30 protein-coding genes and 1 tRNA gene are annotated in these 25,225 nt (G+C 65.3%); 17 read left to right on the top strand and 14 right to left on the bottom strand.

Annotation, left to right across the window (positions count from 1 at the left end; all coding sequences use genetic code 11):
- Positions 1–194: 194 nt before the first annotated feature.
- From pal to ABIE04_RS14980, 14 genes are all read left to right on the top strand, one after another.
- Positions 195–701 carry a peptidoglycan-associated lipoprotein Pal gene (gene pal, locus ABIE04_RS14915; RefSeq protein WP_354551940.1) on the top strand — a complete coding sequence of 169 codons (507 nt, stop codon included), beginning with the start codon at positions 195–197 and terminating at the stop codon, positions 699–701.
- 41 nt (positions 702–742) lie between these two features.
- Entirely contained in the window at positions 743–1,561 is an 819-nt protein-coding gene (ybgF, locus tag ABIE04_RS14920; protein WP_354551943.1) for a tol-pal system protein YbgF, read from the top strand.
- Between the two features lie 11 nt (positions 1,562–1,572).
- A complete protein-coding gene (gene queE / locus ABIE04_RS14925; RefSeq protein ID WP_354551945.1) occupies positions 1,573–2,265 on the top strand; it encodes a 7-carboxy-7-deazaguanine synthase QueE in 693 nt (230 codons plus the stop codon).
- 103 nt (positions 2,266–2,368) lie between these two features.
- Positions 2,369–3,055, top strand: a complete 687-nt coding sequence (queC, locus tag ABIE04_RS14930; protein WP_354551947.1) for a 7-cyano-7-deazaguanine synthase QueC — start codon at positions 2,369–2,371, stop codon at positions 3,053–3,055.
- A gap of 71 nt (positions 3,056–3,126) precedes the next feature.
- Positions 3,127–3,202: transfer RNA gene (locus ABIE04_RS14935), tRNA-Lys, on the top strand.
- A gap of 177 nt (positions 3,203–3,379) precedes the next feature.
- Positions 3,380–4,591, top strand: coding sequence for a tyrosine-type recombinase/integrase (locus tag ABIE04_RS14940; RefSeq protein ID WP_354551950.1), 1,212 nt, complete (start codon positions 3,380–3,382; stop codon positions 4,589–4,591).
- Between the two features lie 91 nt (positions 4,592–4,682).
- Positions 4,683–5,306 (top strand): hypothetical protein, encoded by a 624-nt coding sequence (locus ABIE04_RS14945; RefSeq protein WP_354551952.1) that lies wholly within the window; start codon positions 4,683–4,685, stop codon positions 5,304–5,306.
- A 115-nt stretch (positions 5,307–5,421) separates the two neighbouring features.
- Entirely contained in the window at positions 5,422–5,649 is a 228-nt protein-coding gene (locus tag ABIE04_RS14950; RefSeq protein WP_354551955.1) for a helix-turn-helix transcriptional regulator, read from the top strand.
- Entirely contained in the window at positions 5,646–5,825 is a 180-nt protein-coding gene (locus ABIE04_RS14955; RefSeq protein ID WP_354551957.1) for a hypothetical protein, read from the top strand. The genes ABIE04_RS14950 and ABIE04_RS14955 overlap by 4 nt, the downstream gene beginning before the upstream one ends.
- Positions 5,822–6,259: a hypothetical protein gene (locus ABIE04_RS14960; RefSeq protein ID WP_354551959.1), complete on the top strand. Its 438-nt coding sequence runs from the start codon at positions 5,822–5,824 to the stop codon at positions 6,257–6,259. The genes ABIE04_RS14955 and ABIE04_RS14960 overlap by 4 nt, the downstream gene beginning before the upstream one ends.
- Positions 6,256–8,211: a DUF927 domain-containing protein gene (locus tag ABIE04_RS14965; RefSeq protein WP_354551962.1), complete on the top strand. Its 1,956-nt coding sequence runs from the start codon at positions 6,256–6,258 to the stop codon at positions 8,209–8,211. Before ABIE04_RS14960 ends, ABIE04_RS14965 begins: the two co-directional genes overlap by 4 nt.
- Positions 8,208–8,747: a hypothetical protein gene (locus ABIE04_RS14970; protein WP_354551964.1), complete on the top strand. Its 540-nt coding sequence runs from the start codon at positions 8,208–8,210 to the stop codon at positions 8,745–8,747. The genes ABIE04_RS14965 and ABIE04_RS14970 overlap by 4 nt, the downstream gene beginning before the upstream one ends.
- Complete coding sequence (locus ABIE04_RS14975; protein WP_354551966.1) at positions 8,740–9,054, top strand: hypothetical protein; 315 nt, start codon at positions 8,740–8,742, stop codon at positions 9,052–9,054. Before ABIE04_RS14970 ends, ABIE04_RS14975 begins: the two co-directional genes overlap by 8 nt.
- Entirely contained in the window at positions 9,051–9,257 is a 207-nt protein-coding gene (locus tag ABIE04_RS14980) for a hypothetical protein (protein ID WP_354551968.1), read from the top strand. Before ABIE04_RS14975 ends, ABIE04_RS14980 begins: the two co-directional genes overlap by 4 nt.
- A 14-nt stretch (positions 9,258–9,271) precedes the next feature.
- Here ABIE04_RS14980 and ABIE04_RS14985 read toward each other — a convergent pair whose 3' ends face one another.
- Together ABIE04_RS14985 and ABIE04_RS14990 are read right to left on the bottom strand one after the other, a co-directional pair.
- The gene (locus tag ABIE04_RS14985; protein WP_354551970.1) at positions 9,272–9,844 is read right to left on the bottom strand and encodes a hypothetical protein; all 573 of its coding nucleotides are present in this window, start codon (positions 9,842–9,844) and stop codon (positions 9,272–9,274) included.
- Positions 9,845–9,864: 20 nt separating this feature from the next.
- The gene (locus ABIE04_RS14990; protein ID WP_354551972.1) at positions 9,865–10,041 is read right to left on the bottom strand and encodes a hypothetical protein; all 177 of its coding nucleotides are present in this window, start codon (positions 10,039–10,041) and stop codon (positions 9,865–9,867) included.
- A gap of 399 nt (positions 10,042–10,440) precedes the next feature.
- Between ABIE04_RS14990 and ABIE04_RS14995 the strand changes: the two genes are divergently transcribed.
- Positions 10,441–10,593, top strand: a complete 153-nt coding sequence (locus ABIE04_RS14995) for a hypothetical protein (RefSeq protein WP_354551975.1) — start codon at positions 10,441–10,443, stop codon at positions 10,591–10,593.
- Positions 10,594–10,842: 249 nt separating this feature from the next.
- Here the strand turns inward: ABIE04_RS14995 and ABIE04_RS15000 are convergent, their stop codons facing one another.
- From ABIE04_RS15000 to ABIE04_RS15045, 10 genes are all read right to left on the bottom strand, one after another.
- Positions 10,843–12,741 carry an ATP-binding response regulator gene (locus ABIE04_RS15000; protein ID WP_354551977.1) on the bottom strand — a complete coding sequence of 633 codons (1,899 nt, stop codon included), beginning with the start codon at positions 12,739–12,741 and terminating at the stop codon, positions 10,843–10,845.
- A gap of 345 nt (positions 12,742–13,086) precedes the next feature.
- A complete protein-coding gene (locus tag ABIE04_RS15005) occupies positions 13,087–16,458 on the bottom strand; it encodes a pilus assembly protein (RefSeq protein ID WP_354551980.1) in 3,372 nt (1,123 codons plus the stop codon).
- Between the two features lie 33 nt (positions 16,459–16,491).
- Positions 16,492–17,049 (bottom strand): pilus assembly PilX family protein, encoded by a 558-nt coding sequence (locus ABIE04_RS15010; protein WP_354551983.1) that lies wholly within the window; start codon positions 17,047–17,049, stop codon positions 16,492–16,494.
- 2 nt (positions 17,050–17,051) lie between these two features.
- Complete coding sequence (locus ABIE04_RS15015) at positions 17,052–18,158, bottom strand: PilW family protein (protein WP_354551985.1); 1,107 nt, start codon at positions 18,156–18,158, stop codon at positions 17,052–17,054.
- Positions 18,155–18,700, bottom strand: coding sequence for a type IV pilus modification protein PilV (gene pilV / locus ABIE04_RS15020; RefSeq protein ID WP_354551988.1), 546 nt, complete (start codon positions 18,698–18,700; stop codon positions 18,155–18,157). The genes ABIE04_RS15015 and pilV overlap by 4 nt, the downstream gene beginning before the upstream one ends.
- Before the next feature lie 14 nt (positions 18,701–18,714).
- Positions 18,715–19,188: a GspH/FimT family pseudopilin gene (locus ABIE04_RS15025; RefSeq protein ID WP_354551990.1), complete on the bottom strand. Its 474-nt coding sequence runs from the start codon at positions 19,186–19,188 to the stop codon at positions 18,715–18,717.
- A gap of 3 nt (positions 19,189–19,191) precedes the next feature.
- Positions 19,192–19,647 (bottom strand): type IV pilin protein, encoded by a 456-nt coding sequence (locus ABIE04_RS15030; RefSeq protein ID WP_354551992.1) that lies wholly within the window; start codon positions 19,645–19,647, stop codon positions 19,192–19,194.
- Between the two features lie 332 nt (positions 19,648–19,979).
- Positions 19,980–20,702 carry a TVP38/TMEM64 family protein gene (locus ABIE04_RS15035; protein ID WP_354551994.1) on the bottom strand — a complete coding sequence of 241 codons (723 nt, stop codon included), beginning with the start codon at positions 20,700–20,702 and terminating at the stop codon, positions 19,980–19,982.
- The gene (locus ABIE04_RS15040; RefSeq protein WP_354551996.1) at positions 20,699–21,259 is read right to left on the bottom strand and encodes a nucleoside deaminase; all 561 of its coding nucleotides are present in this window, start codon (positions 21,257–21,259) and stop codon (positions 20,699–20,701) included. The genes ABIE04_RS15035 and ABIE04_RS15040 overlap by 4 nt, the downstream gene beginning before the upstream one ends.
- Before the next feature lie 13 nt (positions 21,260–21,272).
- Positions 21,273–23,048 carry a glutamine--tRNA ligase/YqeY domain fusion protein gene (locus ABIE04_RS15045; RefSeq protein WP_354552768.1) on the bottom strand — a complete coding sequence of 592 codons (1,776 nt, stop codon included), beginning with the start codon at positions 23,046–23,048 and terminating at the stop codon, positions 21,273–21,275.
- Between the two features lie 124 nt (positions 23,049–23,172).
- On the opposite strand from ABIE04_RS15045, the gene ABIE04_RS15050 reads away from it, so the two are divergent.
- On the top strand, positions 23,173–23,448 hold the full coding sequence (locus ABIE04_RS15050) for a putative signal transducing protein (protein WP_354551999.1): 276 nt from the start codon (positions 23,173–23,175) through the stop codon (positions 23,446–23,448).
- A gap of 35 nt (positions 23,449–23,483) precedes the next feature.
- Positions 23,484–24,002: an adenine phosphoribosyltransferase gene (locus ABIE04_RS15055; protein WP_354552001.1), complete on the top strand. Its 519-nt coding sequence runs from the start codon at positions 23,484–23,486 to the stop codon at positions 24,000–24,002.
- 37 nt (positions 24,003–24,039) lie between these two features.
- Here the strand turns inward: ABIE04_RS15055 and ABIE04_RS15060 are convergent, their stop codons facing one another.
- Positions 24,040–24,639, bottom strand: a complete 600-nt coding sequence (locus tag ABIE04_RS15060; RefSeq protein ID WP_354552003.1) for a hypothetical protein — start codon at positions 24,637–24,639, stop codon at positions 24,040–24,042.
- A 2-nt stretch (positions 24,640–24,641) separates the two neighbouring features.
- Positions 24,642–25,223 (bottom strand): DUF3501 family protein, encoded by a 582-nt coding sequence (locus tag ABIE04_RS15065; protein ID WP_354552005.1) that lies wholly within the window; start codon positions 25,221–25,223, stop codon positions 24,642–24,644.
- Positions 25,224–25,225 lie beyond the last annotated feature (2 nt).

The raw sequence follows: 25,225 nt of genomic DNA on the forward strand, positions 1-25,225 counted from the left end.
GACAGCGCCTTCGCGGCGCGTTTCGGTTTCCGGTTGTGGCGCTTTGCCGCGTCATGGCCAGTCAGGGCGACCGTGCAGAATCACGCACTGTCGAACTTTCACGTGTCAAAATAACAGCCGGTCAACCGGCGTCAGCTGTCCCGTAACCTCAGTCGTCATCGTTTGTCGGAACTCAACCCGTAAGGAACGTCACCATGAATAAGACCGTTCGCGTCGCCCTGGTTGCCCTGCTCTGCGTAGGCGCGGCCGCTTGCTCCAAGAAGCAGGAAGTCAAACCGCAGCCCGCTCCGGAGCAGGCTGCTCCGACCCAGGCTCCCGTGTCTGATGGCAAGTACACCCCTGCCGACCTCGATACCGATGCCTGCCTGCGTCAGCGCGTCGTGTACTTCGATTTCGACAAGACCGAAATCAAGCCGGAGTTCCAGCAGATCATGGCGTGCCACGCCAAGTACCTGCAGGACCGCCCGACCTCGCACATCCGTCTCGAAGGCAACACCGACGAGCGCGGCACCCGCGAGTACAACCTGGGCCTCGGCGAGCGTCGTGGCAATGCCGTCTCCGACGCGCTGCAGGCCAACGGTGGTTCGGCCAGCCAGCTCGAAGTGATCAGCTACGGCAAAGAGAAGCCGGTGTGCCGTGAGCACAACGAGGATTGCTGGAGCAAGAACCGCCGCGTCGAGATCGTCTACACGGCGCAGTAATGATGAAGCGACTGGCTAACAGCTTTGCAGCCAGGTTCAGCATGGCGGGCGCTATCGCGTCCGCCATGCTGTTCGCGTTCCCGGCATTCGCGCAGGACTCGCGGTTGAGCCTCGCCGATCGCGTCACGCGGCTGGAACAGCAGGCACAGAACAAGGACCAGTCCGGTACCGGCATGGTCAACCAGATGCAGCAGCTGCAGTCACAGGTGCAGCAGTTGCAGGGACAGATCGAGGAACTGCAGCACCAGCTGCAGACGCTCGAGGACAAGAACAAGGCCCAGTACACCGATCTCGACGCCCGTATGGGCCGTCTCGAGGGTGGCGGTACAGGTGCCGCCGCCGCCACGGGCGGCAATCCGCAGGCACAGGCTGCCGGCAACCCGGCCGCCGCGGGCAGTGCTGCCGCGGCTGCGAGCAACACGGCGAGCCAGCCGGTCACTGCCGGCAGCAGCGCCGCCGCCGGCGATCCGGCAGCGGCCCAGGCTGCCTACGACGTGGCGTTCAAGGCGATTCGCGCGGGTAATTACGTGGAAGCCTCGCGCGAGTTCCGCAGCTTCATCCAGCAGTACCCGAACCATGCGCTGGCGCCGAATGCCTGGTACTGGCTTGGCGAGTCGTACTACGCCACCACCAATTACCCGGTCGCGCTGGAGTCGTTCCAGCAGCTGCTCAGCCAGTTCCCGCAGAGCGACAAGGCACCCGACGCGCTGCTCAAGGTCGGCTACAGCCAGCTCGAGCTCAAGCAGACTGCGGCGGCCAAGGCCACGCTGACCAAGGTCACCACCAAGTACCCGGGTTCCAAGGTGGCCAGCCTGGCCCAGGAACGCCTGCAGCGCCTGCAACTGCAGTCGGGCAACTGAGCGGTAGCGATATGAGCGGCAATGACGTGCGCGAGGCGTCCGGTACGCCTGCAGCGGCCGTCGCGGAGCGCCTGCGCATCACCGAGATCTTCCACTCGATCCAGGGCGAGGCCGACGCGATCGGTTGGCGCACCGTGTTCGTGCGCCTCACCGGTTGCCCGCTGCGCTGTGTCTGGTGCGATACCGAGTATTCGTTCTACGGCGGCAACTGGCATGCGATCGACGACATCCTTGCCGAGGTCGCCTCGCATGGTGCCAGGCATGTCTGCGTGACCGGCGGCGAGCCGCTGGCGCAGAAGCGCTGCTTGATCCTGCTGCGCAAGCTGTGCGACGCGGGCTACGAAGTGTCGCTGGAAACCTCTGGTGCGCTGGACGTCTCCATGGTCGACCCGCGCGTGCGCAAGGTGATGGACCTGAAGGCGCCGGATTCGGGCGAGAGCCAGCGCAATCTGTGGGCGAACCTCGACCACCTGCTGCCGCACGACCAGATCAAGATCGTCATCGCCAGCCGCGCCGACTACGAATGGGCGCGCGCGATGCTGGCCGAGCATGCGCTGACGGAGCGCTGCATGGTGCTGTTTTCGCCGGTGCACGGTGCGGTCGAGCCACGCGACTTGGCCGAATGGATCATCGCCGACAAGTTGGATGTGCGCTTCCAGTTGCAACTGCACAAGCTGCTGTGGAACGACGCGGCCGGAAGGTAAAAGGTGGCCATATCGCCGCAAGCGACAATAACTCCGCGCGTCGGCCTGTGTTGCCGGTGGCGCTTCCGGCCGGTGACCGGCCGCACCTGTGTGGATGCAAGACATGTCTGATAACTCCCCCCGAAAAGCCGTCGTGCTCGTTTCCGGCGGCATGGATTCGGCCGTTACCATCGCGCTGGCGCGCGAGCAGGGTTACCAGGTGCACGCACTGAGCGTGGCCTACGGCCAGCGCCACAACTCGGAGCTGGCCGCGTCCGATCGCGTCGCTGAGATGCTCGGCGCGGTCGAGCACAAGACCGTCGGCATCGACCTGCGCAGCATTGGCGGCTCCGCGCTCACCGCCGATATCGACGTGCCGCTGGATACTGTCGACAGCGGCGACATCCCGGTGACCTATGTGCCGGCGCGCAACACCATCATGCTGTCGATCGCGCTGGGTTGGGCCGAGGTACTCGGTTCCAGCGACATCTGGTGCGGGGTCAACGCGGTCGACTACTCGGGCTACCCGGATTGCCGCCCCGCCTTCATCGAGGCGTTCGAGGCCCTGGCGAACGTCGCCACCAAGGCCGGCGTCGAAGGTGCCGGCATCCGCATCCATGCACCGTTGATGCGCATGAGCAAGGCCGACATCGCGCGCGAGGGCCAGCGTCTTGGCGTGGATTTCTCGGCCACGGTCAGCTGCTATCAGGCCGACAGTGACGGCCGCGCCTGTGGCCATTGCGACGCCTGCCGGCTGCGCGCGCAGGGTTTCCGCGAGGCAGGGCTGGCCGATCCCACGCGCTACGCCTGAGCGTCCCGGTGCGCTTGCTTGTGCCGCTGCCGCCCAGCCCGTAAAATTGTCTGCTTGAGTTTTGCAATGATGGGTCGTTAGCTCAGTTGGTAGAGCAGTAGACTTTTAATCTATTGGTCCCGGGTTCGAGTCCCGGACGACCCACCAATTCGCCATCCAATGGCATCCAATAAAGGCCGGTAAGCCCCGCAGTATCAAGGCTTCCGGCCTTTTCCTTGTCCGGTACTGTCCGGGGGCATCCATTGCAATCTGCCCCCAGCTGGGGGCATTCTCGGGGGCATGGGGCATTCCTTCCTGGTGCGATGTCCCCAACGAGGATGCCGCATGCTCACCGATACCGCGATCCGCAAGGCCAAGCCGGCCAACAAGCCCGCACGCATGTTCGACGGAGGCGGCTTGTATCTGGAAGTTTCGCCAGCTGGCGGCAAGCTGTGGCGGCTCAAGTACCGATTCAACGGCAAAGAACGGCGGCTGGCGCTGGGCATCTATCCCGACACCGGCCTGGCTGATGCCCGCGACAAGCGCGACGCGGCACGCAAGCTGCTGGCGGCCGGCGTCGATCCGGGCGAGCAACGCAAGGCCGAGAAAGCGGCAGGCGAGGAACGCGCAGCCAATAGCTTCGAGGTCATCGCGCGCGAATGGGCCGCACGGCAAACATGGGTCGAGAGCTACCGGGTGAAGGTCGAGGCGCGGCTAGGCAGTGACGTCTATCCGTACATCGGCAGGCGGCCGGTGGCGGAGTTGAGCGCCCCGGAGCTGTTGCAGGTGGCGCGCAGGATCGAGGAACGCGGCGCGGTGGAATCGGCGCATCGCGCGTTGCAGGTCTGCGGGCAGATCATGCGCTATGCCATCGCCACCGGGCGTGCCGAGCGCAACCCCGTGGCTGATCTGCGCGGTGCGTTGGCGTCGCCGGCTGGGAGCCACCACGCGGCGATTACCGATCCCGTCGCACTGGGCGGCCTGCTGCGATCCATCGAGGGCTACTCGGGCGACGTGGTGACGCGCGCAGCCTTGAAGCTGTCCGCGCTGCTGTTCGTGCGCCCCGGCGAGCTTCGGCATGCGGAGTGGGCGGAAATCGACATGGACGCGGGCGAGTGGAACATCCCCGCCGGCAAGATGAAGATGCGCCAGCCGCATCTAGTGCCGCTGTGCAATCAGGCCGTGGCGATCCTGCGCGAGTTGCATCCGCTGACCGGACGCGGGCAGTACGTCTTTCCGGGTGGCCGTTCGCCGCGTCGCCCGCTGAGCAACAACGCGGTGAATGCCGCCTTGCGTCGCATGGGCTTCGACAAGGAAACCATGACCGCCCACGGCTTCCGCGCCACGGCACGCACGATGCTGGACGAAGTGCTGGGCTACCGTGCGGATTTCATCGAACACCAGTTGGCGCATGCCGTGAAAGACCCGAACGGCCGCGCGTACAACCGCACCGCACACCTTGCCGAACGCCGCAAGATGATGGCGGGATGGGCGGACTATCTGGACACGCTGCGCGCTGGCGGCGAGGTATTGCCGTTCAAGCGCAAGGCAAGCTGATCGTTTCACGCCGCGCCTAGGCTGATCCCCGAACACCGGGCACCTTCCCCGGCTGGCGCGGCACCTTTTGAAGGGCGCAGAGGTGCGCGCTGTGGCAAAGGAATGGAAGAACAAGCTCGCCGGCATCCAAGCGCCGCGCGATCCCCGCGCGGATGGGTTAGGGCTTGGTGACTACTTCGCGCGCCACGCGGGCTTTGTCGTCCCCGACGGATTTCCAGCGGGTACGATCGCGCCTGCAAGCGTTCCTGACAGTGCAAGCCGTGAACAGTTACGCAAGAAGCTTGCGAGTGAATTGAGGAACTGGGATCACGAAGAGCTTGCGCAAGTGGCAGCCGCGTTACTTGAGGGCTCCTTCCTGTGGCGTGGCGTGTTTGCCAAGTATGCCAAGGACAAAGAGATTGAATTGTGCGAGGTCAAGGCCGAGATGTACCAACGGCTACATGAAGCTCACACGGAAGCGCTAGACATCCTTGCTGATCCCGTTACGCGTGCGTATTTGAACGCTGGTGCGAAGCTCGCCAGAGACCCGAAACAAGCAGCAAAGGCGGAAGCGTTCAAGCTGTGGAGCGACTGGCAAGCCGGCAAGACTTTGCACAAATCCGGCGCGGCCTTTGCCCGCTTTGTCTGCGACAAATATCCGGTGTTGGAAAGCCCGACGACCGTCGAGAGATGGGCGAGGAAGTGGGCCGTCGAGAAGTCCAAAAATAGGCACTGAGCTAGCGCAGTGCGCATCGTGCTAGCTGCGCAAGGATCGTGCTAGCTCGTGGGAGGACATGCCCATTTCAGGCACATACCGTAAAGACCGTCCTAAATGAGCAAAGGTCGGTCATATGTCATCCGAAGTCGTCGCATCCCGCGCTTACCTGCGCGTTTCTGAAATCGCCAACAATCGGCGTACCCGCACGCCGGGAATCATCCCCGTCTCTGCCGCGACGTGGTGGAGCTGGGTCAAGGCCAACAAGGCACCACAACCCATCCGCCTGAGTGCTGGCGTTACCGTCTGGCGTGCCGCCGACGTGCTGGCCTTCGCCGAGTCACTGGCCGGGGAGGCAGCATGACCCGCCCCAAAAGCAGCACCGCCCCGAAGCGGGAACTTCGAGGCGGCAAGGTGTTGCGCACTGTCTGGCGTCGAGTGTATCGCTTCGCCGAGCGCCTAGACGCCTGCCACGAGTGCGCCATCGTCGTGTTCATCGTCGCCTTGTGCCTGCTGTTCGTGCTGGGGGTGCACGCATGAACGCCGCCCTATTGCTTTCGCGGCTGGATAACGTGCGGCGCGCTGGCCCCGGCTGGCGGGCGAACTGTCCGAACCCGGCACACTCGAAGGCGCGCGGCTCGCTGTCTATCACCGAAGCGGACGACGGCCGCATCCTGCTGGCGTGTTTCGCCTGCCACGACACGCCGACCATTCTCGGAGCGCTGGGTTTGGAGCTGGCCGACCTGTTCCCCGAACGGATCAAGGACGCCAGTCCCGAAGGCCGGCGCACGACGCGTGAGGCGTTCAAGCGGTCGAGCTGGGCGGCGGCATTGCCGGTGCTGGCGCGAGAGGCATCCGTGGTGCTGCTGGCGATGCGTGACGTGCTGGCCGGCAAGGTGCTGCCAGCGGGTGACGTGGAGCGGCTGGCGCTGGCTGAGGAACGCATTGCACGGGCGCGCGAGGTGTTGGCATGACGGCCGAGACCTACATTCGCGACCTTGAGGCGAAGGAAGCCCGGGAGCTGGCGCTGTTGCAACGGATGCCGCGCCAGCCGCTGGCCACGGCGATCCGGCAGACGGTGCGTGCTGCTACCCCTGTGCAATCGACTGGGGACAGTGGGGACAGTGGGGACGCCGCATCACACAAGGGCTTGAGCCGTCCCCACGTTGAATCGGGAAGTGGGGACGCTGGGGACAGGCCCGTACCGCGTCCGCGCTTCGAGTTGCTGGAAGCGCCAGCCGATGGCCGGCAAGTGGGCGTCTACTGGCTGGACGTGGCACGCAACAAGGCCGGCGAAGTAACCGGGCAGGCCGCGCCGACGTGGATATGCTCACCGCTGCAAGTGGCCGCCATGACGCGCGACGCGCAAGGCAGCGCGTGGGGCCGCATGCTGGTGTTCTCCGACCGCGACGGCTTGCTGCACCGCTGGACGATGCCCATGCGCATGCTGGCGGGCAACGGCGAAGAGCTGCGCGGCGAACTGCTGGCCGAAGGACTGACCATCACATCATCCGGGCGTGACCGCGCGCGCCTGGTGAACTACATCGGGCAGGCTCGCCCCGACGTCACGGCGCGATGCGTGACGCGCACCGGCTGGCATGGCGATACGTTCGTGTTGCCCCGCGAAACCTTCGGCGACACCGACGCCGAACCCGTCCACTATCAGGCGGCGACACTGGACGGCGTGACGCTGGGGAAGGGCGGGACGCTGGCCGGATGGATCGGCGAGGTATCGACCCGATGCGCGGGCAATGCGCGGCTGGTGCTGGCCGTGTCGCTGGGCTTCGCTGGCCCGTGCCTGGATTTGTTGCGCATGGACGGCGGCGGCTTCCACCTGCGCGGCGGCAGTTCCACCGGCAAGACCACGGCCCTACGGGTGGCCGCTTCCCTGTTTGGTGCACCGGACTACGTGCGGACGTGGAGGCACACGGATAACGGGCTGGAAGGCGTGGCCGGCATGCACTCGGGCTTGTTGCTGGTGCTGGACGAAATCGGCGAGCTGGCCCCGAAGATCGCGGGGCAAACCGCGTACATGCTGGCGAACGGACAAGGCAAAGGCCGCGCAGCGCGTGACGGCTCGCCGCGTGCGCTGACTACATGGCGTCTGCTGTTCCTGTCGTCCGGTGAGGTGGCGCTGTCCGATCTGGTGACGCAAGCGGGCGGCAAGGTTTGCGCGGGGCAGGAAGTGCGCGTTATCGACCTGCCCGCCGATGCCGGCGCGGGGCATGGCCTGTTCGACGTGCTGCCCTATGACATGACGGCTGGCGCCTTTGCCGACTCGCTGGCGGCTGCCAGTGCCAAGCATCACGGCCACGCACTGCCGGCCTTCCTGAATGCCCTGGTTGCTGATCCTGCGAAGGCCCGCGATGCACTGGCGAAGCTGCGCGACACCATTGCCGCCGAGCTGGCCAGCGACCACGCGGACGGGCAAGTGCGGCGCGTCGCCCAGCGGTTCGCGCTGGTAGCGGCGGCGGGCGAACTGGCGACGGCTTACCGATTGACTGGCTGGCAGGTGGACGAAGCGAAGCGCGCAGCGGCCGCATGCTTCCGCGCATGGATGGAAGGGCGCGGCACGGCGGGCGCGAGTGAGCCGGCGGCGATGCTGGATCAAGTGCGCGCGTTTCTGTCGGCGCATGGAGAGTCGCGGTTTACGGCATGGCATGGCGAACCCGGCGACCGGGTGACGATCAATCGCGCGGGCTTTCGCAAGGATGGCCCCGACGGCCCTGCCTACTACGTGGAGAGCGAGGCGTTCAAGCGCGAGGTGTGCGCGGGTTTCGATGCGGGCGCAGTGGCAAAGGTGCTGGCTGGCGCGGGTGCGCTACAGGTGGGCGGCGATGGGCGGCTGACCTGCAAACCCCGGTTGCCGGATGGGCGATCCCCGCGCGTCTACGTCATCACGCCGGCTTTGTGGGGTGAAGCATGAGCGTCGCCGACATTCTGCGCGAGTGGGGCATTGTCCCCACTGTCCCCACGTTGTCCCCAAAGGTGGGGACGTCGCAAACCCTTGTGGCAAGCCATGTCCCCACTGTCCCCATTGTCCCCGCCGAAAAGCACAAGGCTAGAGCGCAACCGCTGATATCGCGCTCGGCAGCGCGCGGCGACCGTGACCGGATGCGCGCCGCCCTGCTGGCGTTGGCGGACGATTTGGAACTGGATCGCGCCATCATCCACCGACTTACCACGGCAGACCTGGCCGACTGCGCGGGCTTCCCTGCCGATGCCCTGCGCGCTTACCTGGTGGCGCTGGATGACACTGCGACACGGCAGGCGGGGAAGGTGGCTGTGGGCGACACGGCGGCGATCTATTGCGCGCGCTGTGGCCCGGTATTCATTCATCCTGACATTGCTGCCGTGCTGCCGGTAGTGAACGGGTGGCCGCGTGCGCTGGGGTGCCCCTGGTGTTTCGTGCGCAAGGCCGGCGGCACCATTCCGCGACCCGAAGAAGCCGACCATGATTGATGCCCTGCTGAGCGGCAGACTTGCCGCCGACCCGAAGGAAGGCGCCGCCAGCAACGCCACCGACGCCGCCGTGCCGGGCGTGGTGCTCACCCGCGCCGCCGGCGACCAACATCGCTACCACGCGGCGGATCGGCAAGCCTACAGTGGCGTGCGCGCGCAGTACGACGACCAGGCCAAGGCCACCACCGAAACCGTGCTCGTGGGCACCGACGACGGCCACGGCCTCAAGACCCTGCGCACCACGTACAGCAACCGCGCCAACGCCCTGCGCGCAGCGAATACCAGCGCCTGCAGCGCGGCACCGTGAGCTTCGACCTCACCCTCGCCCGCGGCCGCGCGGATCTGTACCCCGGCCGCCCGGTCACGCTACGCGGCTGGAAACCGGAGATCGACGCCACCCCGTGGACCACCGTGCGCGCCGAGCACAGCCTGAGCGACAGCGGCTTCACGACGCGGATCAGCCTTGAGTGGCGCAGCCCGAACAGCGCGCCGGAGAGCGACGCAAGCTGACAGGCCGTCTGGCCTCAGCCCATGATGCGGGTAATGAACACCTTGTAGTTTGGATCGAAGAGCGACGGAACATGCAGCTCAGGCATGCGAAGGTTCTGAGCAATCTGCAAGTCGGTGATCTTCTTGGCATCACGAAGTCTATGAAACTCTTGGCGCTGAGCTTCTGGGCACATGATGCCCATAGCACGCCAGAACGCGATGACTTCCGACTCACCAGCGAGTGAGCGGTTAAGTAGGGGGCCGATCATTTCGGTAATGAGCGATTCGAACTCTTCGGCTGTGCCCAGCTTCTGCAACTCGTCATCGAAGAGATGCATCATCTCCTTGATGCAGACGAATCGTTCCCAACAGTAGTTCAGGGAACGCGAGACCACGATCGTTGGCGCAGCGGCGGTCAAATTCGGGAGGCCGGCGATACCCTCACCGGGGCGCACGAAGAAACCCAAGAGCTTTTCGGTGCTTATGCCGGTCTTGTAGACCTTGAGATTATCGACACCGCAAAGCTCTTTGAGCTTGGGATACAGCCGCTTGCGACTGACAGGAATTGGCAACTGTTGACAGTAGGCGTGAAGCGCGGCGTAACTCATCCTTGAGGAAACTCCAACAATTAAACGAGCGCGACTTCGTCGAAATCGCCACCGGAGATCTGCTCGATAGCATTGCTGATCTCGCCCGCAATCTCTTCCGGCGTCGAATCGCGACTGAAACCGGGGTACATCTTGAAATTGGTCGCACCAAGGCTGTCGAAGAGCAGCTCTTGGGCTTTCTTCATATTGGTGGCCATGACATCTCTCCTAAGGTACCTACACAAACGCCGCCCATGTGGGCGGCTAATCAGGGTAGCAGAGATATGGCAGCTTTACAACTTCACAATACCCAACTGACCAAACCACCCCCTGACGCACATACAGATTGACACGCAGTTATTTTGGTGGCAATAGGAAAAACGTCGCAGTTTGCTTGCCATACATTAAAACAGTTGGCAAGGCGCATAGTCTCCACTCGCCGTGAGACGGAGCTGCACAATTTTGTGACGTCGTCGTTAAAACGGCTGCCCGGAACGTCGGTTCCCCCTGACTCCATGCCGGCTGCTGCCAGGCAAATCGGTCGGTTCGTGGCCAGGACGTTCCGGGCAGGCTCACGATCACATATTCCGCGTGGTGCCGCTGTAGGTGCGCGCCGCGTGGCGGTGACGCTGGCCGGCGAGCTGACCCCGAAGGTCTGGACGGACAAGGACGGCAACGCCCGGCCATCGGCGGACATGAAGGCGCACGCCGTGCTGACCCCGTACCACGTCCAGCGCAGACGACAGATGATGGCCGGCGAAGGGAGCTAGGCGGGTGCCCATTTCCGCCAGCATCGCGCACGCGCGCGAGGCATGCCGGTTTCTGCGGCCCCAAAGGCGAGCCTGAGAACAGGCCGAATCAGGCAGTCACCGCGATGTGCTGGGGGCATCTTTGGGGGCATCTTGCCGTCCGCCATTTCTGAAAACGTTGCGGGGCATGGCTTGCGGGCGATCATTCAATAGACGGACGAACCAGTTTTCAGAGCGTCCTGACGGGCGCTCTTTTTTTGTTCCTGGCCTTCAATCGTCGTCGCGGGTGATGGCCCACACCGACAACATTGCACTGCGCAGCTGTTGCGGTGAAACCGGCTTGTACAGCAGCGGAATCTTCGCGGCGATGATCTCGCGCAGGCGCTCGACGCGGGTTTCGCCAGTGACCAGCAGGCGCGCGAACGGCGTGTTGCCATCGCGCAGGTAGTGCTGGTCGAGTGCGGCGAAGACGTCGAGGCCGCGTTCGCCGCCGCGCAGGTGCAGGTCGGAGATCACGATGTCGGGTGGCCCGGGCCAGTTCTCGATGGCCTCCAGCGCCTGCAGCCGATCCTCGGCCACTTCCACGTCGCAGCCCCAACTGCGCAGGAGGAAACGGATGCCGGAAAGGATGGCCGGGTCGTCATCCACGACCAGCACGCGTTTGCCGGCCAGGTCGGCGAATACTTCGTCGTCGGGTACGGGCGGTTCCGGGCGTGCGGTGGCGATCGGCAGCTGGAAGTGGAACACGCTGCCGCGGCCGAGCCGGGATTTCACCCGGACCTCGGTATCGAGCAGCTCCGCCAGCCGCTGCACGGTGGCCAGACCCAGGCCCAGACCCGAGTGCGAATCATCATGAAGCCCTGCGTCGGGACGGTCGTCGATGCGATAGAACTCGTCGAACACGCTGGGCAGGTGCTGCGGCGCGATGCCGCTGCCGGTATCCCATACTTCGATGCGTATCCGTCCGTTGCCGGCGCGCCGGGTGCCGATCAGCGCACCGCCGTGGCGGGTGAAGCGCAGGGCATTGCTGACCAGGTTGTTGAGGATGCGGGTCAGCATGGTGCGGTCGCTGCGCACCCACAGTCGGGTAGGGTGGATCGTCAGCTGCAGCCCGCGCTGCTCCGCGACCATGTCGAAGTTGCGGCTGACCTCGGCGAGGACAGCATCGAGCGGGAACTCGCTGATCTCGACCTGCACCGCGCCGGTTTCCAGCCGCGACAGGTCGAGCAGTTCACTGAACAGGTGGTCGAGCGACTGCACGCATTCCTGGATGTGGGCGATCCGGTCCAGCCGCTGCGGGTCGTGTTCGTCCACGGCCAGTGCGGAGGAGAACAGGGTCAGCGCATACAGCGGCTGGCGCAGGTCGTGCGAGGCAGCCGCCAGGAAACGCGACCTGGCCAGGCTGGCCGCTTCCAGCGCTGCATTCTTGCGGGCCAGTTCCTGCGTGGCTTGTTCGATCTGCTGCTCCATGCCGCGCTGCACGTCGTGCAGCGCCGCCGCCGCATGGTTGAAACCCTGCTGCAGCTCACCGATCTCGGTGCGGTCGGTCACCGCCACCGCCACCTGGCGATAGCCCTGGCCAAGCTGGCGCACGGCACCGGCCAGGTGGCGCAACGGCGCACTGATCCAGCTCGCCGCCTGCCAGCCGATCACGCTGGCGACGAGCACGCTCAACAGCAGGACGGCCAGGGCGTAGCGCAGGCTCGCGTGCTGGGCGGCGATCGCGTCGCGCAGGCTTACGTCCAGCAGCACCGAACCCAGCACAGTATTTCCGGACTGGTCGCGATCGAACACGTCGCGCACCACGGTCAGGGTCTCCTGTGGGTCACGGCTGTCGTCGGGCTCGTGATGATCGGCCAGGATCTGGCCGGCGGTGGTGCGGATCTGCACTCGCGTCACGTGCGGCAGGTCGCCGATCGAGTCGGCGATCCGCACCAGCTCGCGCAGCTGCATAGCGCGCAGTGGCTGCAGGCTGATCGAGGCCGCCTGCGTGGCGATCGTCTCGGCATTGCTGCGCGCCATCTGGCGTAGATTGAACAGTTGGCGCTGCGTCAGGAAGGTCACCAGCAGTGCGGCGGTGATCAGGGCAGGTACCAGCGCCACAAAGGCCAGCCGCTGCATCAGCGACGTGCGCTGCCACAGGCGTGCGAGCCAGGAGTTGGTCGCCATGTCCATCCGCCCCTACCTCCCCCTGAATTACCCCACGTCAGCGCGCCGGGCCAGTCCGACCCTGGCCCGCGCATCCGGATGATCTGGACCTGACGCAACACTAGCGCGAAATGGGCAGATTGACAGCTGCACCGGGACGATCCGTCCGCCGACCCTTGGGAAGCAGACACTGGCGACGACACCTCGCGGCGCATGGTCGGCGGGGCCTGTATTCGTCGCGATTTCGAATAGGGTGGCGCCGTTGCGCCGGAGGCGGGGAGCAACGGCCATCACGAGCGATCCGCCTCGCCCGAGGCCGTGGCGCAGGCGCGACTGGATGGTCGCGCCTGCTGCCGAGCCCCGCGGCTATTTCAGGCCTTCGGTGAACCAGTAGGTGCGCTTGCGCTTGCCGGTGTTGGGCGGAGTGACTTTGTTCGCGCCCAGCGCCGAGGTGTTGTTGCCGCCTACCGCGGATCCGGTCTGGTTGCCGCCACCGATCAGGACTGGGGTGTACACGCCGCTGCCGGGAGTGATTTCGACCAGGCCGAATACCGGCGAGGGTGGCAGGCCGCCACCGTCGAAGGTGATGTAACCGTTGCTGTTCAGGCCCGCACCGGTCAGGAAGTTGATCGCGTATCCGCGTGCGATACCCAGGTTCGGATAGCACATGTCGGGGTTCTTTTTGGGATCAAACGGTGTGTTGGTGCCGAAGTAGGTATAGCCCGCGACCGTCAAGGGCGCATTCACGGCCTTTTCGCCATCACCGGGTTGGCCCAGGGTGACATAGAAGCCCGACGTGGTGCTGGTGGAGGAATACGGCGCTGTCGTTCCTGCGGCGGCACCGGTTTCGTCTGTCAGCACAGACTCGGTAATCGGGGTCCAGCCGGTGGCCACGCTGGTGCCGGTGTTGGTGTCCTTCAGCATGTAGAAACGGTTGATCACAGTGGACGACGCATTCGCCAGCAGCGGATGTTCACGATCGCCGCTGGCGGCCACGACCGCGTCGAAACTGGCGGTCGGGGTAACGTCAGGCGGATAGAAGAACTTGCGGGCAGTGGTGCTGGTGCCGCCGCTGAGGCTGGCGATCTTGGTCACCGCCCACTTGGTTGGATCGGTGTCATTGATGTCGGCACGCCAGATATTGCCACCCAGATCGCCGGTATAAATGCGATCGGTATAACCATCGCCGTCGCGATCCAGCAAGGTGATGTCGGCAGGGATCGCATAGGTCATGCCGGCGACCGTGCTGCAGGCGCCGGTTACGCCAGCGCAGGATGGCGCGGCCATCCACACCTTGGCACCGGTGAAAGCGTCCAGCACCACGATCGCGCGTCCCATGGTATCGGCAACGGCTACCGGGTCGGTGTCCTCGGCAGTGTCATAGCCACCGCCCATGATGACCACGGGAATGGGATTGCCGCTGACATCCTTGTACCCCTTGACCAAGGCCAGCTTGGGCTGTGACCAGGTCTGGCCGAGTTCAGCAATGTCGGCGTTCGTCTTGCTCCACATGAATACCGGTGGCTTGGTCGGGTCGCTGACGTCGAACGCATAGATCAGGCGGCCGCCACGACGCGCCGTGAGGTAGAGGTAGGTCTTCGGGCTGGCGGCGACACGCAGGTCCTGGTACACCGTGGTGGTACCGTCGAAGAAGTAGTCCTTGCCGCTGCTGGTGGCGGGGTAATCCAGCGTGAGCCCCGGAGTGTTGTTGCGCAGACGCTGGAATTTGCCGAAAAAGTCCGGGGCGATGAACGACCATAGCTCGCCGCCGGGGCGCACCAGGCGTCCGGTGGTTGCCGGGGCTATTGGGGACATGGTGATGACGCCAGGGGCCGTCGCATCCTTGTTGCCGTTGACGGCACGGAAGACGCCGTCGTTGGAGCCGTAGAACACCACGATGCCGATGGAGCCGCCGTAGTTGACGACTGCCGGTCGCGAGTGCAGCACGTCGCCGTGGATGGACGGACGCACGGTGACCGGGGTACCGGGCCCTTTCTGGGTCTCGGCGCCGGTGCCGGTGTTGTTGTCCGTACCGCGGACCCAGTTGATCAGGGTCGTCGTATCGGCGGTCGTCGTAGTACCGAAAGCGGTGCTGCTGCCCAGTGTGGTGGCATCGAATGTGGGCAGCGTACCTGTGGTGGGACAGCCGCCCACCGTGGTGCAGGTATAGATCACGCGGCTCGTCTGATCAGTGAGATAGTCCGCGCGGGTCATCTCGGCGACGCCGCCCTTGTCGACGATCTGGCCGTCGGGGGCGTCGAATGCCCCACCGGCACCGGTCGCATTGTTGATCCAGAAGCCGTTGGGTGGCCAGTTGGTGACGAGGGTGCTGGTATAGCCACTAGAGTTGATGGTGAACGGGCCGTTGCGCGTACCGGTGCCGGTACCGGTGCCGGTGGTAGTGGGGGTGCCAGTGGTGGTGCCGGTCTGCCGGTCCGCCGTCCAGAAGCTGAGCGCGTAGGGGGTAATGAAGCCGGTGCCGCTGTTGGTAATCGCCGGCTGGTTCAGCGAGTCTTCAAGCTGAACGTTGTTGTTCGAGTCGAAGCCAAGCTGGTACTGCTTGAGGTTGCCTGCCCAGCGCGGGGCGGCGGTGGCATCCGGGCGGAACATGCCGACATACACCTGGTTCAGCGAGGTGCCTTGGGCGTTCACGCTGACCGGCAGGCTCACCGAAGCGAACACGCTGTTGGTCGCTTGTACTTCAGTCAAGATCGTGGTTAGCGCTTTGATCAGGCCAGCCACATCACCCCCACTTACATAGAAATATTTACCGCCACCGTTCCCGGCCATGCTTTTGATCAGATTGATGTGATCGATGCATTTCTGATCCGCCTTTTTATTGCCCGATGGTTGATCGCAGCCATCTGAAACGGCGATGGTGTAGGTAATGATGTTCTGGTTGTTATGCGCGACCGAGGAAGAGATGCCGGAAAGATCGGCGTTGTACATGAAGCGCGTCCACTCATCGCCCCAATTTTGCTGGTCGCCCGGGGGATTCAACGGGATGATCGGTGGGGTGGTTCCACCATTGGCTATCGTCAGAGATGATTGTGCGAGCGAGGCACTGCTTGGTGTTTTGGGTGCATTGCTGCCGGTCACATTGGCCAGATAGATGATGAAGAGCTTTTGGCACTTGTCCGAGATTGACTTGCTGTACCTGGTTAGGGACAAGCCCGTGCTGGCGGTGTAGTAGGCCCAGGCTTCCTCCATGGATTCATCCAGGTTGTTGGAGTTGGTGTAAACAGCAGCCGTGCCGGGGCCGATTCCCGTCGCCCCTCCGGGGGTTCCCATGATCCAGTTCTGAAAAGTGGCTGCGCCAGCGGTGTCCAGCAGGGGAAGGGGGCCGGGTGCGGTTGGCGTGGGGCTCGGATAGTAGAACAGTCCGCCATTGGCCGGATTGAACATCATCAAGCCCATGTTGACCTGGCCGTTCAACGGGCTGGTCGACGAGCCAATCGAGCCGATCAGGTTGTACAGCGCGCATTGTTCGAAGTCGTGCGCTTTGGGATTGGTGGCTATCCAGGAAGGACAGTTGCTGCCGGGGGCTATCGTGGTGGCCGAGTTGCCATTCGCGGCGTTGTCCATGACAAGCAGGACATTCGGTTTGCCGCCGCCGGTCGGCGTACCGGTATATAGGGAGATATCCTCGCCGCTGGCCATGCCCGGCAGCATCAGGGCTGCGGCGATCAGAACGAAGCTACGCAGCCTGTGGTTCGAGACGATGCGCGCGTGTGGCATGACGGTTCCTCCGCGGGAAGCGGATACAAGAGGTTAGTAAGGGCAATTCGTACCGATCGGCACCTGCACGGAGGCGCCTTGATGCACGGTGACCGCGACGGCGGTGTTGTTCGGATCGGTGACGCTGGACTGGATGTCCCACTGCGTCGCGGAGCACATCGAGGGTGCCGCTGGCGGTGGGGATACCGAGGAGGCCGGACCGGGCAGGATGAGGTTGCCGTTGGGGTTGTTTGGCACCTTGCACACGTCGCCCACTGGCAGGGACGCGTTCGGGATCACCTTGCTGTCGAGGCAGGCGGGAGGCGCGACCTGGGCGGTGAAATCCGTGGTGCCGTCGCCGTTGACGTCGACCGCCACGGGGGTAATAGTGGTGATTGGCAGCCGGATGAACGGCTGACTTATCACCTGCTCGATACCCTGCTGCGCCACGGTACCGGCTTCCAGCCGGTACTGCTGGTTGGCCGCCACCTTGGTGTTGATCATGCTCGAACTGACCATGGAAATGGCGAACAGCATGAAGATGATCAGGAAGATCAGCGTCATCACCAAGGTGAAGCCGCGCTGCGAGGCGTGGGCTGAAGGAGTCTTCATCACTACTGGTTCTCCCTCAGGCCGCCCGTGTTCCAGATGCGCGCGACGGTACCGTAGACGTGCCGCTTGTAGTGGTCGCCATACGGGCCGTTCACCGCGGCGCGACCCAGGTCGTAGGTGCGGGTGTCAGTCCAACTGGCGGTGTTGTCGAGATTGCGCGAAAGCAGGTTGATGCGCACGGCGGTGACGTTGGCCCAGTTGGCGGTGGCCGACGCAGTCCATGCATAAGTGGCGGCCGCCGCCGCCGCCGTGCAGGCCGCGGGGACGGCGCTGATGTCGGATGGGTTGTCGACGTAGCAGTCCGGCGAACCGTTGTTGTCGAGGTCCATGCCGTAGGTGTAGTGGACGTCCTCTATACCGGCGACCAGCGAGGAGACCCGGATCGCGCCATTCGCGAACTCGGCCATCTTCAGCGTCGGTGTGGTATCGGCGCCGCTGCACACATCGCAGGTGGCCACATAGTAGGTGCGCTCGACGTACTGGCGCAGCTCGGCTGTCGTGCCGGTGGTACTGCAGGCGTTGCCGGCAATGGGTGCCTTGGTGTGTAGCGTGAAGGCGCTGGCGCTCTTGCTATAGACCATCGACACGCTGTCGGTTTCGCAACTGGATCGCTGCAGGTAGTAATTGGTACCGTCAGGCGTGGCGGTGGTGCTGCCGGCGACGTAGCTGACCGTGAGGACTTCCGCGCCGGTCTTCATGTTCGGAAGGGTTGTCGCCAGGCACGAGGGAACGGTGGCGGCCAGTGCAGGCCCGTAGACCGGGAGCGGTACCGTGAGTGGACTGGTGCTGAAACCCATTGACGCCGGCGCCGTGGCGCAGGGATCCGGCAGCGCGTAGCTGGCCGTGGTGACCGGCAGGCTGGAGCGGCCGTAGAAGCCGGCCATCTCGATATCGCGCATGATGGACTGCAGGGCATAGCGGCCGTTCTCGACCTGCTCGGAAGTCTTGTTGAACTCCGCGCGTGCCTTGCTGGTGGAAACGTACAGCGAACTGAGTCCGGCCAGCAGCGCCAGGCCGATGGCGACGGCGATCATCAGCTCGATCAAGGACATGCCCGCCTGATGGCGGGCATGTGACATGGGCTGGACGTGGGCGCGAGGGGTCATCATGTCGTCGTGAGGTTGGCGATCTGGATTTCGACGCTGATCACGCGCCGCAGGTTGGTGCCGGGGATCGAGGCTTGCCCGCACGTCAGGACGGGCGTGGAGGTGGGCATCAGGCCCTGCCATGCGACACTGACGCGATAGATCTGGTTGGCGGCGTCGACTTGGGTGATACAGCCCACGGCCCCGATCATGGCGCCGACCTTGGAGCTGCCGGAAACCTCGCTGGAACCGAGCAGGGCACTTTTCCATGCGGCGAGATCGGCGTTGGCGGTGGCAGCCTGGTTGACCGTGGGCGTCGGTGCGCCCGTGGCGCAGACAGGCAGGGGGGCGCTGGTCGTACTGACGCCGGTGGCGCCATTGGAGTAGCACGCGGCGACCTGCCGGTTGGCGTTGATGCGCGAGACCATATCCTGCACCAGGGTCAACGCCTGCACTCGCTGGTACGACTCCATCTCGCTGCGCGTGGATTTCGCCATCAGGGTGACGGTGCCGAGCAGGGCGATGGCTGCGATGACCAGCGACACCAGCGCCTCGATCAGCATCATGCCGGTCTGGTTTTTCATGTGCAGGTGACCTTGGTGGACTCGACGCGGCCGGTAGAGCCTACCGTGACGGTGAGGCAGAGCGGCTGCGAGCCGGTCTTGTTGAGGGGCTTGATCGTGAACGTGGAACCCGTGCTGGTCATCCGGCCATTGCCGTCGAAGCTGAAACTCCCGCTGGATGGCGTGATGACGATGTTGTTGAGGGCAGGCTGCTTGCGGATGGTCGCGGCGGGGGTGGTCTGGCTGACTACCCAGCCCCGGCTCCAGTCGGTCGCACTGTTGGCCGTCACGTCGACCGTGGTGTTGCGCTTGATCGCTTCGCTGCGCGCCAGCGCCACCGTGGAGTTGATGTCCATCGAGGCGTTCTTGACGCTTTGCGACTGCAGGAACGGCCGCATCGAGGGGATGGCGATCATCAGCAGCACGGCGAAGATGGCCAGGGTGACCAGCATCTCGATCAGTGTGAAGCCGCGGCTACGTGATGTGCGCATGGCTCATTTCCAGCAGTTCGTGGCGCCGGTACTGGTCGTTTTGTTGCCGTCGTCGTTGAGGATTAGCGTGGCGCAGCCCGTGTCGCGGACCTGGCTGTTTATCGGCGTCGCCGTGATGGTGTAACCCGGTGGCGTGCCGCCCGAAACGGAGCCCGTCTTGGCCAAATCGACTTGGTAGTTGGGGGCCACCGTGTTCGGCACGCTGTAGCCGAGCGTGCTCAGGTTGCCGGCGAACTGCCGGCTGTCGACCATGTAGCGCTCCTGCGCGCCGGCGACTTCCTGCATGAAGCTCTCGGCTGCGGAGCGGTTGGAGCGCAAGGTGTACTGGTAATAGCTGGGCACGGCGATGGCGGCGAGGATGGCGATGACCGCCACCGTGATCATCAGTTCGATCAGGGTGAAACCGCGCGCGCGCGTTTCGACCTGCGTCTGCCGCAAGCGCGTGTGCGCCGGTGACATGGACCGCCGATCGGAGTGGATCGAAACTGGCATATTCCCCCCCTAGGGTTGCCGGTATTATTTCAGTTGACCGACAAGCTTATCCGTGTGCTGCGTCACGGGCTAACGCCATGCCTAGCGGGGAATATGAGATGTTCCCGAATCAAAGTCAATTTACGGATTTGGGGCGTTTGGCGGTGCCGTTGAACCTTGGGCAGGATCTTTCGACCTGGCCTGGGAAGCGGTTCATCCGGGCCCCCGGCGCACCCCGTTCGAAACGGACAGAAGCCTGATCCGGTTGATGGCGTCCCTGGGGGCGCTGATCGCTCCAAGCCGAGGCCAGATCCCGGCGTTCAGTCGACATGCCTGCTCCCCTGGCGGTGGCGCCGGGTGATGCGTTCGAGCAGCAGCGGCAGCAGGGCGAGCAGGGCGATCGCGCCCAGTGGCAGCAACACTTCGCGGTGCATGAACAGGGCGATGCCGAAGCTGTCGCTTTGGCTCATGGCCATGGCGTCGCCGAGTCCTGCGCCGATCGAGGTTTCGAAGATCAGCGAAACGGTGCCGCCGAGCCAGCTGGCGCCGAGGAACAACCACAGCGGGCAGCGCAGCCACGCCAGCGCCACGGTCACCGCGCCGAACGGCACGACCGGCACGAAACGCAGGAACAGGGTGTAGCTCACCGGGTGCCGCTCGAAGCCGTGGTGCAGTCGCGCCACGAAGGCTGGCGGCTGGCGGCTGCCGGGGCCGAACGCGTAGCGGCTGGCCAGGTACAGGATCAGCGAGCCGAGGGTGAGCCCGACCGACGAGCACAGCGTGGCGTCGACCACGCCGAACGCGAAGCCGCCGGCCAGGATCACCACGATAGTGCCGGGGATCCCGGTGGCCACGGTCAGCGTCAGCAGCCCGATGAAGGCCAGCCGGGTCAGCCACGGGTGCCCGGCGATCTGCGCGTGCAACTCGGCCTGGTGCGCGACCAGCTGGTGCGGGCCCAACTGGTCCAGCGAGCCGGAGGCGAACAGCACGATGCCTGCCAGCACCAGCAGGACCAGCGGCAGCGCGGCACGCCAGCGGCTCAATACGGTGTGCCGGTGGCGCCGTAGGCGGCCAGTACCTCGCGGGCCTGGTCGCGCAGGATGTCGCGACGCACGACGATGTTGCGGCGGGTCAGCTCGCCGACCCAGTCGGCCGGCAATGGGCCTTCGTCGAACTCGGTGAGTTCCTCGACGTCTTCGGAGCGCGCACCGATCAGCAGTTCGTCGATGCCTGCCCACACGGTAGCGCCATAGCACTGGCAGCACGGCTGCGAACTGGTGGCCAGCACGTAGTGGCCGCCATCCTCGTTCAGCCGGTGTCGGCTGAGCCGCTGCTGCGCGATCATGATCACCATCATCTCGGCGTGCGCGACCGAGCAGCTTTGCGGCACCACGCGGTTGACGCCGACGGCAACCAGCCGGCCGCTGTGGCTGTTGAACACGGCCGCGCCGAAAGGGCCGCCACCGCCGCGATCCACATTCTGCCGCGACAGCTCGATCGCGAGGCCCACGCGCTCCTCGTCGCTCTGGTAACGCCGGTTGGTATCGGCAACGTCACCGATCCACGGCGGCAAGGTGAGATGGATTTGCAGCGGCAGCATGCCTTCGCTCCGTTTACTGGCCGGTCGGCCTGGCCCAGACGTCGCGCAAGGTCACCGTGCGGTTGAACACCGGCGCGTCGGCGCGGTGGTCGACGCGGTCGGCCACGAAGTAGCCGAGCCGTTCGAACTGGAAGCGCTGTTCCGGCTCGACGTGGGCGGCGGCCGGTTCCAGCCACGCCTGCACCACGCGCTTGGCCTCGGCGTTGACGTGGTCGAGCCAGCTCTTGCCGTCCTCCTCGCTGTCCGGCGCGGGCACGCTGAACAGGCGGTCGTACAGGCGCACCTCGGTGGCCACCGCATGCTTCGCGCTGACCCAGTGGATCGTGCCCTTCACCTTGCGGTCGGCGCCGGGCAGGCCGTGGCGGGTTTCCGGATCGAGCGTGCAGTGCAGCTCGACCACATGGCCGTCGGCGTCCTTGATGATCTGCTCGCACTTCACGATGCCGACGCCGCGCAGGCGCACTTCGCCCTCCGGCTTCAGCCGGTGGAAACCCTTTGGCGGCACTTCGGCGAAATCGTCGCGCTCGATCCACACCTCGCGCGCGAACGGCACTTCGCGCGTGCCGAAGCTCTCGTCCTTGGGATGGTTCGGGAAGGCCAGCGTTTCCTCGTGGCCCTCCGGCAGGTTGGTGATCACCAGCTTCAGCGGGTCGAGCACGGCCATGCGGCGCGCCGCGGTGGCGTCCAGATCCTCGCGGATGCAGTTCTCCAGGATCGCGTAGTCGATCACGCTGTTCTGCTTGCTCACGCCCACGCGCTCGATCAGCAGGCGCAGCCCGGCCGGGGTGAAGCCGCGCCGGCGCAGGCCACGCAGCGTGTTCATGCGCGGGTCGTCCCAGCCGTCCACGAAGTTCTCGTTGACCAGCTGCGCCAGCTTGCGCTTGCTGGTGATGCAGTAGCTCAGGTTGAGCCGCGAGAACTCGATCTGGCGCGGCTTGGCCGGCACCGTCGGCAGGCCGGCGTCGAGCAGCGGCTGCCACAGCTCGGGGTGGTTCGGCAGGTCGACCTGGTCGACGAACCAGTCGTACAGCGGCCGGTGGTCCTCGAACTCCAGCGTGCACAGCGAATGCGTGATGCCCTCCAGCGCGTCGGACAGGCAGTGTGCGTAGTCGTACATCGGGTAGATCGGCCACGCGTCGCCGGTGTTCTGGTGAGCGATCTTGCGCACCCGGTAGATCGCCGGGTCGCGCATGTTGATGTTGCCCGCGGCCATGTCGATCTTCGCGCGCAGCGTCTTGCTGCCGTCGACGAACTCGCCGGCGCGCATGCGGTGGAACAGGTCCAGGTTCTCCTCGACGGAACGCTCGCGCCAGGGCGAATGGCGGCCCGGCTCGGTCAGCGTGCCGCGGTACTGGCGCATTTCCTCGGCGCTGAGGTCGTCGACGTAGGCCACGCCGTCCTCGATCAGTTTGCAGGCACTGCGGTAGAACACCTCGAAGTAGTCCGAGGCGTGGCGCAGTTCATGCCATTCGAAGCCGAGCCAGCGCACGTCGTCCTTGATGCCCTGGACGAACTCGGGGTCTTCCTTGCCTGGGTTGGTGTCGTCCAGGCGCAAGTTGCACCAGCCGTTGAACTCCTTCGCGATGCCGAAGCTCAGGCAGATCGCCTTGGCGTGGCCGATGTGCAGGTAGCCGTTCGGCTCCGGCGGGAAGCGGGTGTGGATCGCGCTGTGCCTGCCCGCGGCGAGGTCGTCGCGAACGATCTGCCGGATGAAATCCTGCAGCGGAGCCGCCTGATGCACGGCGGCCGTCGGGCTGGCGGGTGCAGTGGCGGGATTCTCGTTCGACATCGGGTTGGACTCGCAGGTGGTAGCGGAAACGTCCAAGTTTACCCTGTCGCCGCCACCGGGCGCAGGACGGCCGTGCCCGGGCGGGCAGCTTGCCCCGCGTCGCCGTGCGGGTTAGCGTGCAGGCATGCACACCGTCTACCGCGCCGAAAACCTGTTCGATGCCCATCTGGTCAAGGATGCGCTGGAGGCCGACGGCATCCCGGCGTTCATTGCCGGCGAGTACCTCACCGGCGCGGTGGGCCAGCTGCCGGCGATGGATTACATCGCGGTGATGGTGCCCGAATCGAGCCTGGCCGCCGCCAACAGCATCGTGGGCGAGGTCGAGGCCCGGCTCAACGAGGCGCGGCAGGCGATCGTGGACGATGACCTGCCGGACGACCCGCTGACCATGCCCTGCTGAGTCGCATGGCCGGCGCGCATTCCCGAGGAAACCCCATGCAAGACCTCGCCGCACTGATCCGCGCCGTGCCCGATTTTCCCCGACCCGGCGTGATGTTCCGCGACGTCACCCCGCTGCTCGTCAACGCCGGCAGCTTCGCCCGCTGCATCGACGCGCTGGCCGAACCGTGGCAGGGCAGCGGCGTGCAGGCGGTGTGCGGCATCGAGGCGCGCGGTTTCATCTTCGGCGCCGCGCTGGCGCAGAAGCTGCACGCCGGCTTCGTGCCGCTGCGCAAGCCGGGCAAGCTGCCGCCGCCGGTGGCGACGGTGGACTACCAGCTGGAATACGGCAGCGACCAGCTGCAGGTGCAGCGCGATGCGTTCAGGCCCGGCGAGCGCGTGCTGCTGGCCGACGACGTACTGGCCACCGGCGGCACCCTGGCGGCGGCCGCGGCGTTGGTCAGCGAGCTGGGAGCCGAACTGCTCGGCGCCAGCGTGGTGATCGAGCTGCCCGTGCTGCGGGGGCGTAGCCGCTGGCATGCCGGCCGGCCGCTGCACAGCCTGCTGCGTTACTGAGGGTTCTGCCCATCGGGCGCGTCGCGCGATGGGCCGTTCAGGGCGCGGCCATGCCAACACTCTCCACATAGATCAGCTCGCATGCGCCCGCGCCGGTGTCGTCGCGGGTCAGCGAGGTGTTCCAGTGCCAGCCATCGGCGCGGCTGGCGTCGACCAGGAAGCCTTCGATGTGCACGACCTGGCCGGGGCGGATCTGTTCGAGCTGGCGCTTCACGTCCGCGTCGGCGGGGATCATGTGCATGTTCGCGCTGGAGGTTTCGATCTCGCGGCGCGGGATCGGGAAGGCGTCGACGTGCCAGTAGTAGAAGCGACCGGATTGGGTGATGTCGATTTTTGCCAGTACGCCGCTGTCGGACATGCGGCCCCAGCCGAGGGCGAGGTCCAGCGGCACCAGGTCGGCGTCGGCACCCCATGAATAGTCCTTGCGCGACAGCACGCGGGCGGTGATGTCGAAGTGCGCGCGGGTGATCAGGGTGGTGTCGCCGCGCTGCAGCTGCGCGCCGCGGTCGAGGTCGACCTGCACCGGCACCTCGGCGGCGAGCACGCCCGGCCCGGGTTGCAGCGGGCGACGATGCCAGTGCGACAGCGCGCCCAGCAGCACCAGCAGCAGAACGGCCGCCAGCAGGAGTTTGCGCATGCTCAGGCGAAGTCCGCCGCCAGGGCATGCCGTTGTTCGGGCGTGAGGGTGGCCTCGACCGGCATCGCCGCCAGGGTCGAGGTCAGGGTGACTGCAGCGCCGGCGCGCCAGTCCGCGATCATCGCGGGGCCGAGTTCGAAACGCAGGAAGTGCACCGCGGCGGTCTTCTCGTCGTTGCTGCGCTCCATGTCCTCGTCGGCGATGGCCGTGACCGCGGCGTGGCCGTGCACGCTCAGCGCGATCGCATGCTCGATATGGCGCAGGCGCACCAGCTCGCGCTTGCGCTGTTCGACATCGGCATATTCGATGAGCATCGTGGCCTTGAGGTTGCTGCCGTCGGGAACCAGCGGATTGTAGGCATCCAGCTCGTCCTGGATGCCATCGGCCTCGAAGATGCGCTCGATGCGCAGCATTTCCTGCACCTGGTACTGGATGCTCAGGCGGTCCTCGAAGATCAGCGTGAGGTGCTCGCCGAGGTGCACCATGCGCTGCTTCTTGTGCGCCATCACGCGGGCGCGGAAGTCGCCGCGCTGCTGCGCGTAGGTTTCCAGGCTGAGCAAGTCGGTGCGGGTGAGTTTGTCCATGC

The sequence above is a fragment of the Rhodanobacter soli genome (assembly GCF_040548735.1).
GTDB lineage: Bacteria > Pseudomonadota > Gammaproteobacteria > Xanthomonadales > Rhodanobacteraceae > Rhodanobacter > Rhodanobacter soli_A.

Bases quoted from the DNA above. Each gene is read 5' to 3' on its own strand.
- pal (WP_354551940.1), top strand. From the start codon at position 195: ATGAATAAGACCGTTCGCGTCGCCCTGGTTGCCCTGCTCTGCGTAGGC.
- ybgF (WP_354551943.1), top strand. From the start codon at position 743: ATGGCGGGCGCTATCGCGTCCGCCATGCTGTTCGCGTTCCCGGCATTC.
- queE (WP_354551945.1), top strand. From the start codon at position 1,573: ATGAGCGGCAATGACGTGCGCGAGGCGTCCGGTACGCCTGCAGCGGCC.
- queC (WP_354551947.1), top strand. From the start codon at position 2,369: ATGTCTGATAACTCCCCCCGAAAAGCCGTCGTGCTCGTTTCCGGCGGC.
- ABIE04_RS14940 (WP_354551950.1), top strand. From the start codon at position 3,380: ATGCTCACCGATACCGCGATCCGCAAGGCCAAGCCGGCCAACAAGCCC.
- ABIE04_RS14950 (WP_354551955.1), top strand. From the start codon at position 5,422: ATGTCATCCGAAGTCGTCGCATCCCGCGCTTACCTGCGCGTTTCTGAA.
- ABIE04_RS14955 (WP_354551957.1), top strand. From the start codon at position 5,646: ATGACCCGCCCCAAAAGCAGCACCGCCCCGAAGCGGGAACTTCGAGGC.
- ABIE04_RS14960 (WP_354551959.1), top strand. From the start codon at position 5,822: ATGAACGCCGCCCTATTGCTTTCGCGGCTGGATAACGTGCGGCGCGCT.
- ABIE04_RS14965 (WP_354551962.1), top strand. From the start codon at position 6,256: ATGACGGCCGAGACCTACATTCGCGACCTTGAGGCGAAGGAAGCCCGG.
- ABIE04_RS14970 (WP_354551964.1), top strand. From the start codon at position 8,208: ATGAGCGTCGCCGACATTCTGCGCGAGTGGGGCATTGTCCCCACTGTC.
- ABIE04_RS14975 (WP_354551966.1), top strand. From the start codon at position 8,740: ATGATTGATGCCCTGCTGAGCGGCAGACTTGCCGCCGACCCGAAGGAA.
- ABIE04_RS14985 (WP_354551970.1), bottom strand. From the start codon at position 9,844: ATGAGTTACGCCGCGCTTCACGCCTACTGTCAACAGTTGCCAATTCCT.
- ABIE04_RS14990 (WP_354551972.1), bottom strand. From the start codon at position 10,041: ATGGCCACCAATATGAAGAAAGCCCAAGAGCTGCTCTTCGACAGCCTT.
- ABIE04_RS15000 (WP_354551977.1), bottom strand. From the start codon at position 12,741: ATGGCGACCAACTCCTGGCTCGCACGCCTGTGGCAGCGCACGTCGCTG.
- ABIE04_RS15005 (WP_354551980.1), bottom strand. From the start codon at position 16,458: ATGCCACACGCGCGCATCGTCTCGAACCACAGGCTGCGTAGCTTCGTT.
- ABIE04_RS15010 (WP_354551983.1), bottom strand. From the start codon at position 17,049: ATGAAGACTCCTTCAGCCCACGCCTCGCAGCGCGGCTTCACCTTGGTG.
- ABIE04_RS15015 (WP_354551985.1), bottom strand. From the start codon at position 18,158: ATGATGACCCCTCGCGCCCACGTCCAGCCCATGTCACATGCCCGCCAT.
- pilV (WP_354551988.1), bottom strand. From the start codon at position 18,700: ATGATGCTGATCGAGGCGCTGGTGTCGCTGGTCATCGCAGCCATCGCC.
- ABIE04_RS15025 (WP_354551990.1), bottom strand. From the start codon at position 19,188: ATGCGCACATCACGTAGCCGCGGCTTCACACTGATCGAGATGCTGGTC.
- ABIE04_RS15030 (WP_354551992.1), bottom strand. From the start codon at position 19,647: ATGTCACCGGCGCACACGCGCTTGCGGCAGACGCAGGTCGAAACGCGC.
- ABIE04_RS15040 (WP_354551996.1), bottom strand. From the start codon at position 21,259: ATGCTGCCGCTGCAAATCCATCTCACCTTGCCGCCGTGGATCGGTGAC.
- ABIE04_RS15045 (WP_354552768.1), bottom strand. From the start codon at position 23,048: ATGTCGAACGAGAATCCCGCCACTGCACCCGCCAGCCCGACGGCCGCC.
- ABIE04_RS15050 (WP_354551999.1), top strand. From the start codon at position 23,173: ATGCACACCGTCTACCGCGCCGAAAACCTGTTCGATGCCCATCTGGTC.
- ABIE04_RS15055 (WP_354552001.1), top strand. From the start codon at position 23,484: ATGCAAGACCTCGCCGCACTGATCCGCGCCGTGCCCGATTTTCCCCGA.
- ABIE04_RS15060 (WP_354552003.1), bottom strand. From the start codon at position 24,639: ATGCGCAAACTCCTGCTGGCGGCCGTTCTGCTGCTGGTGCTGCTGGGC.
- ABIE04_RS15065 (WP_354552005.1), bottom strand. From the start codon at position 25,223: ATGGACAAACTCACCCGCACCGACTTGCTCAGCCTGGAAACCTACGCG.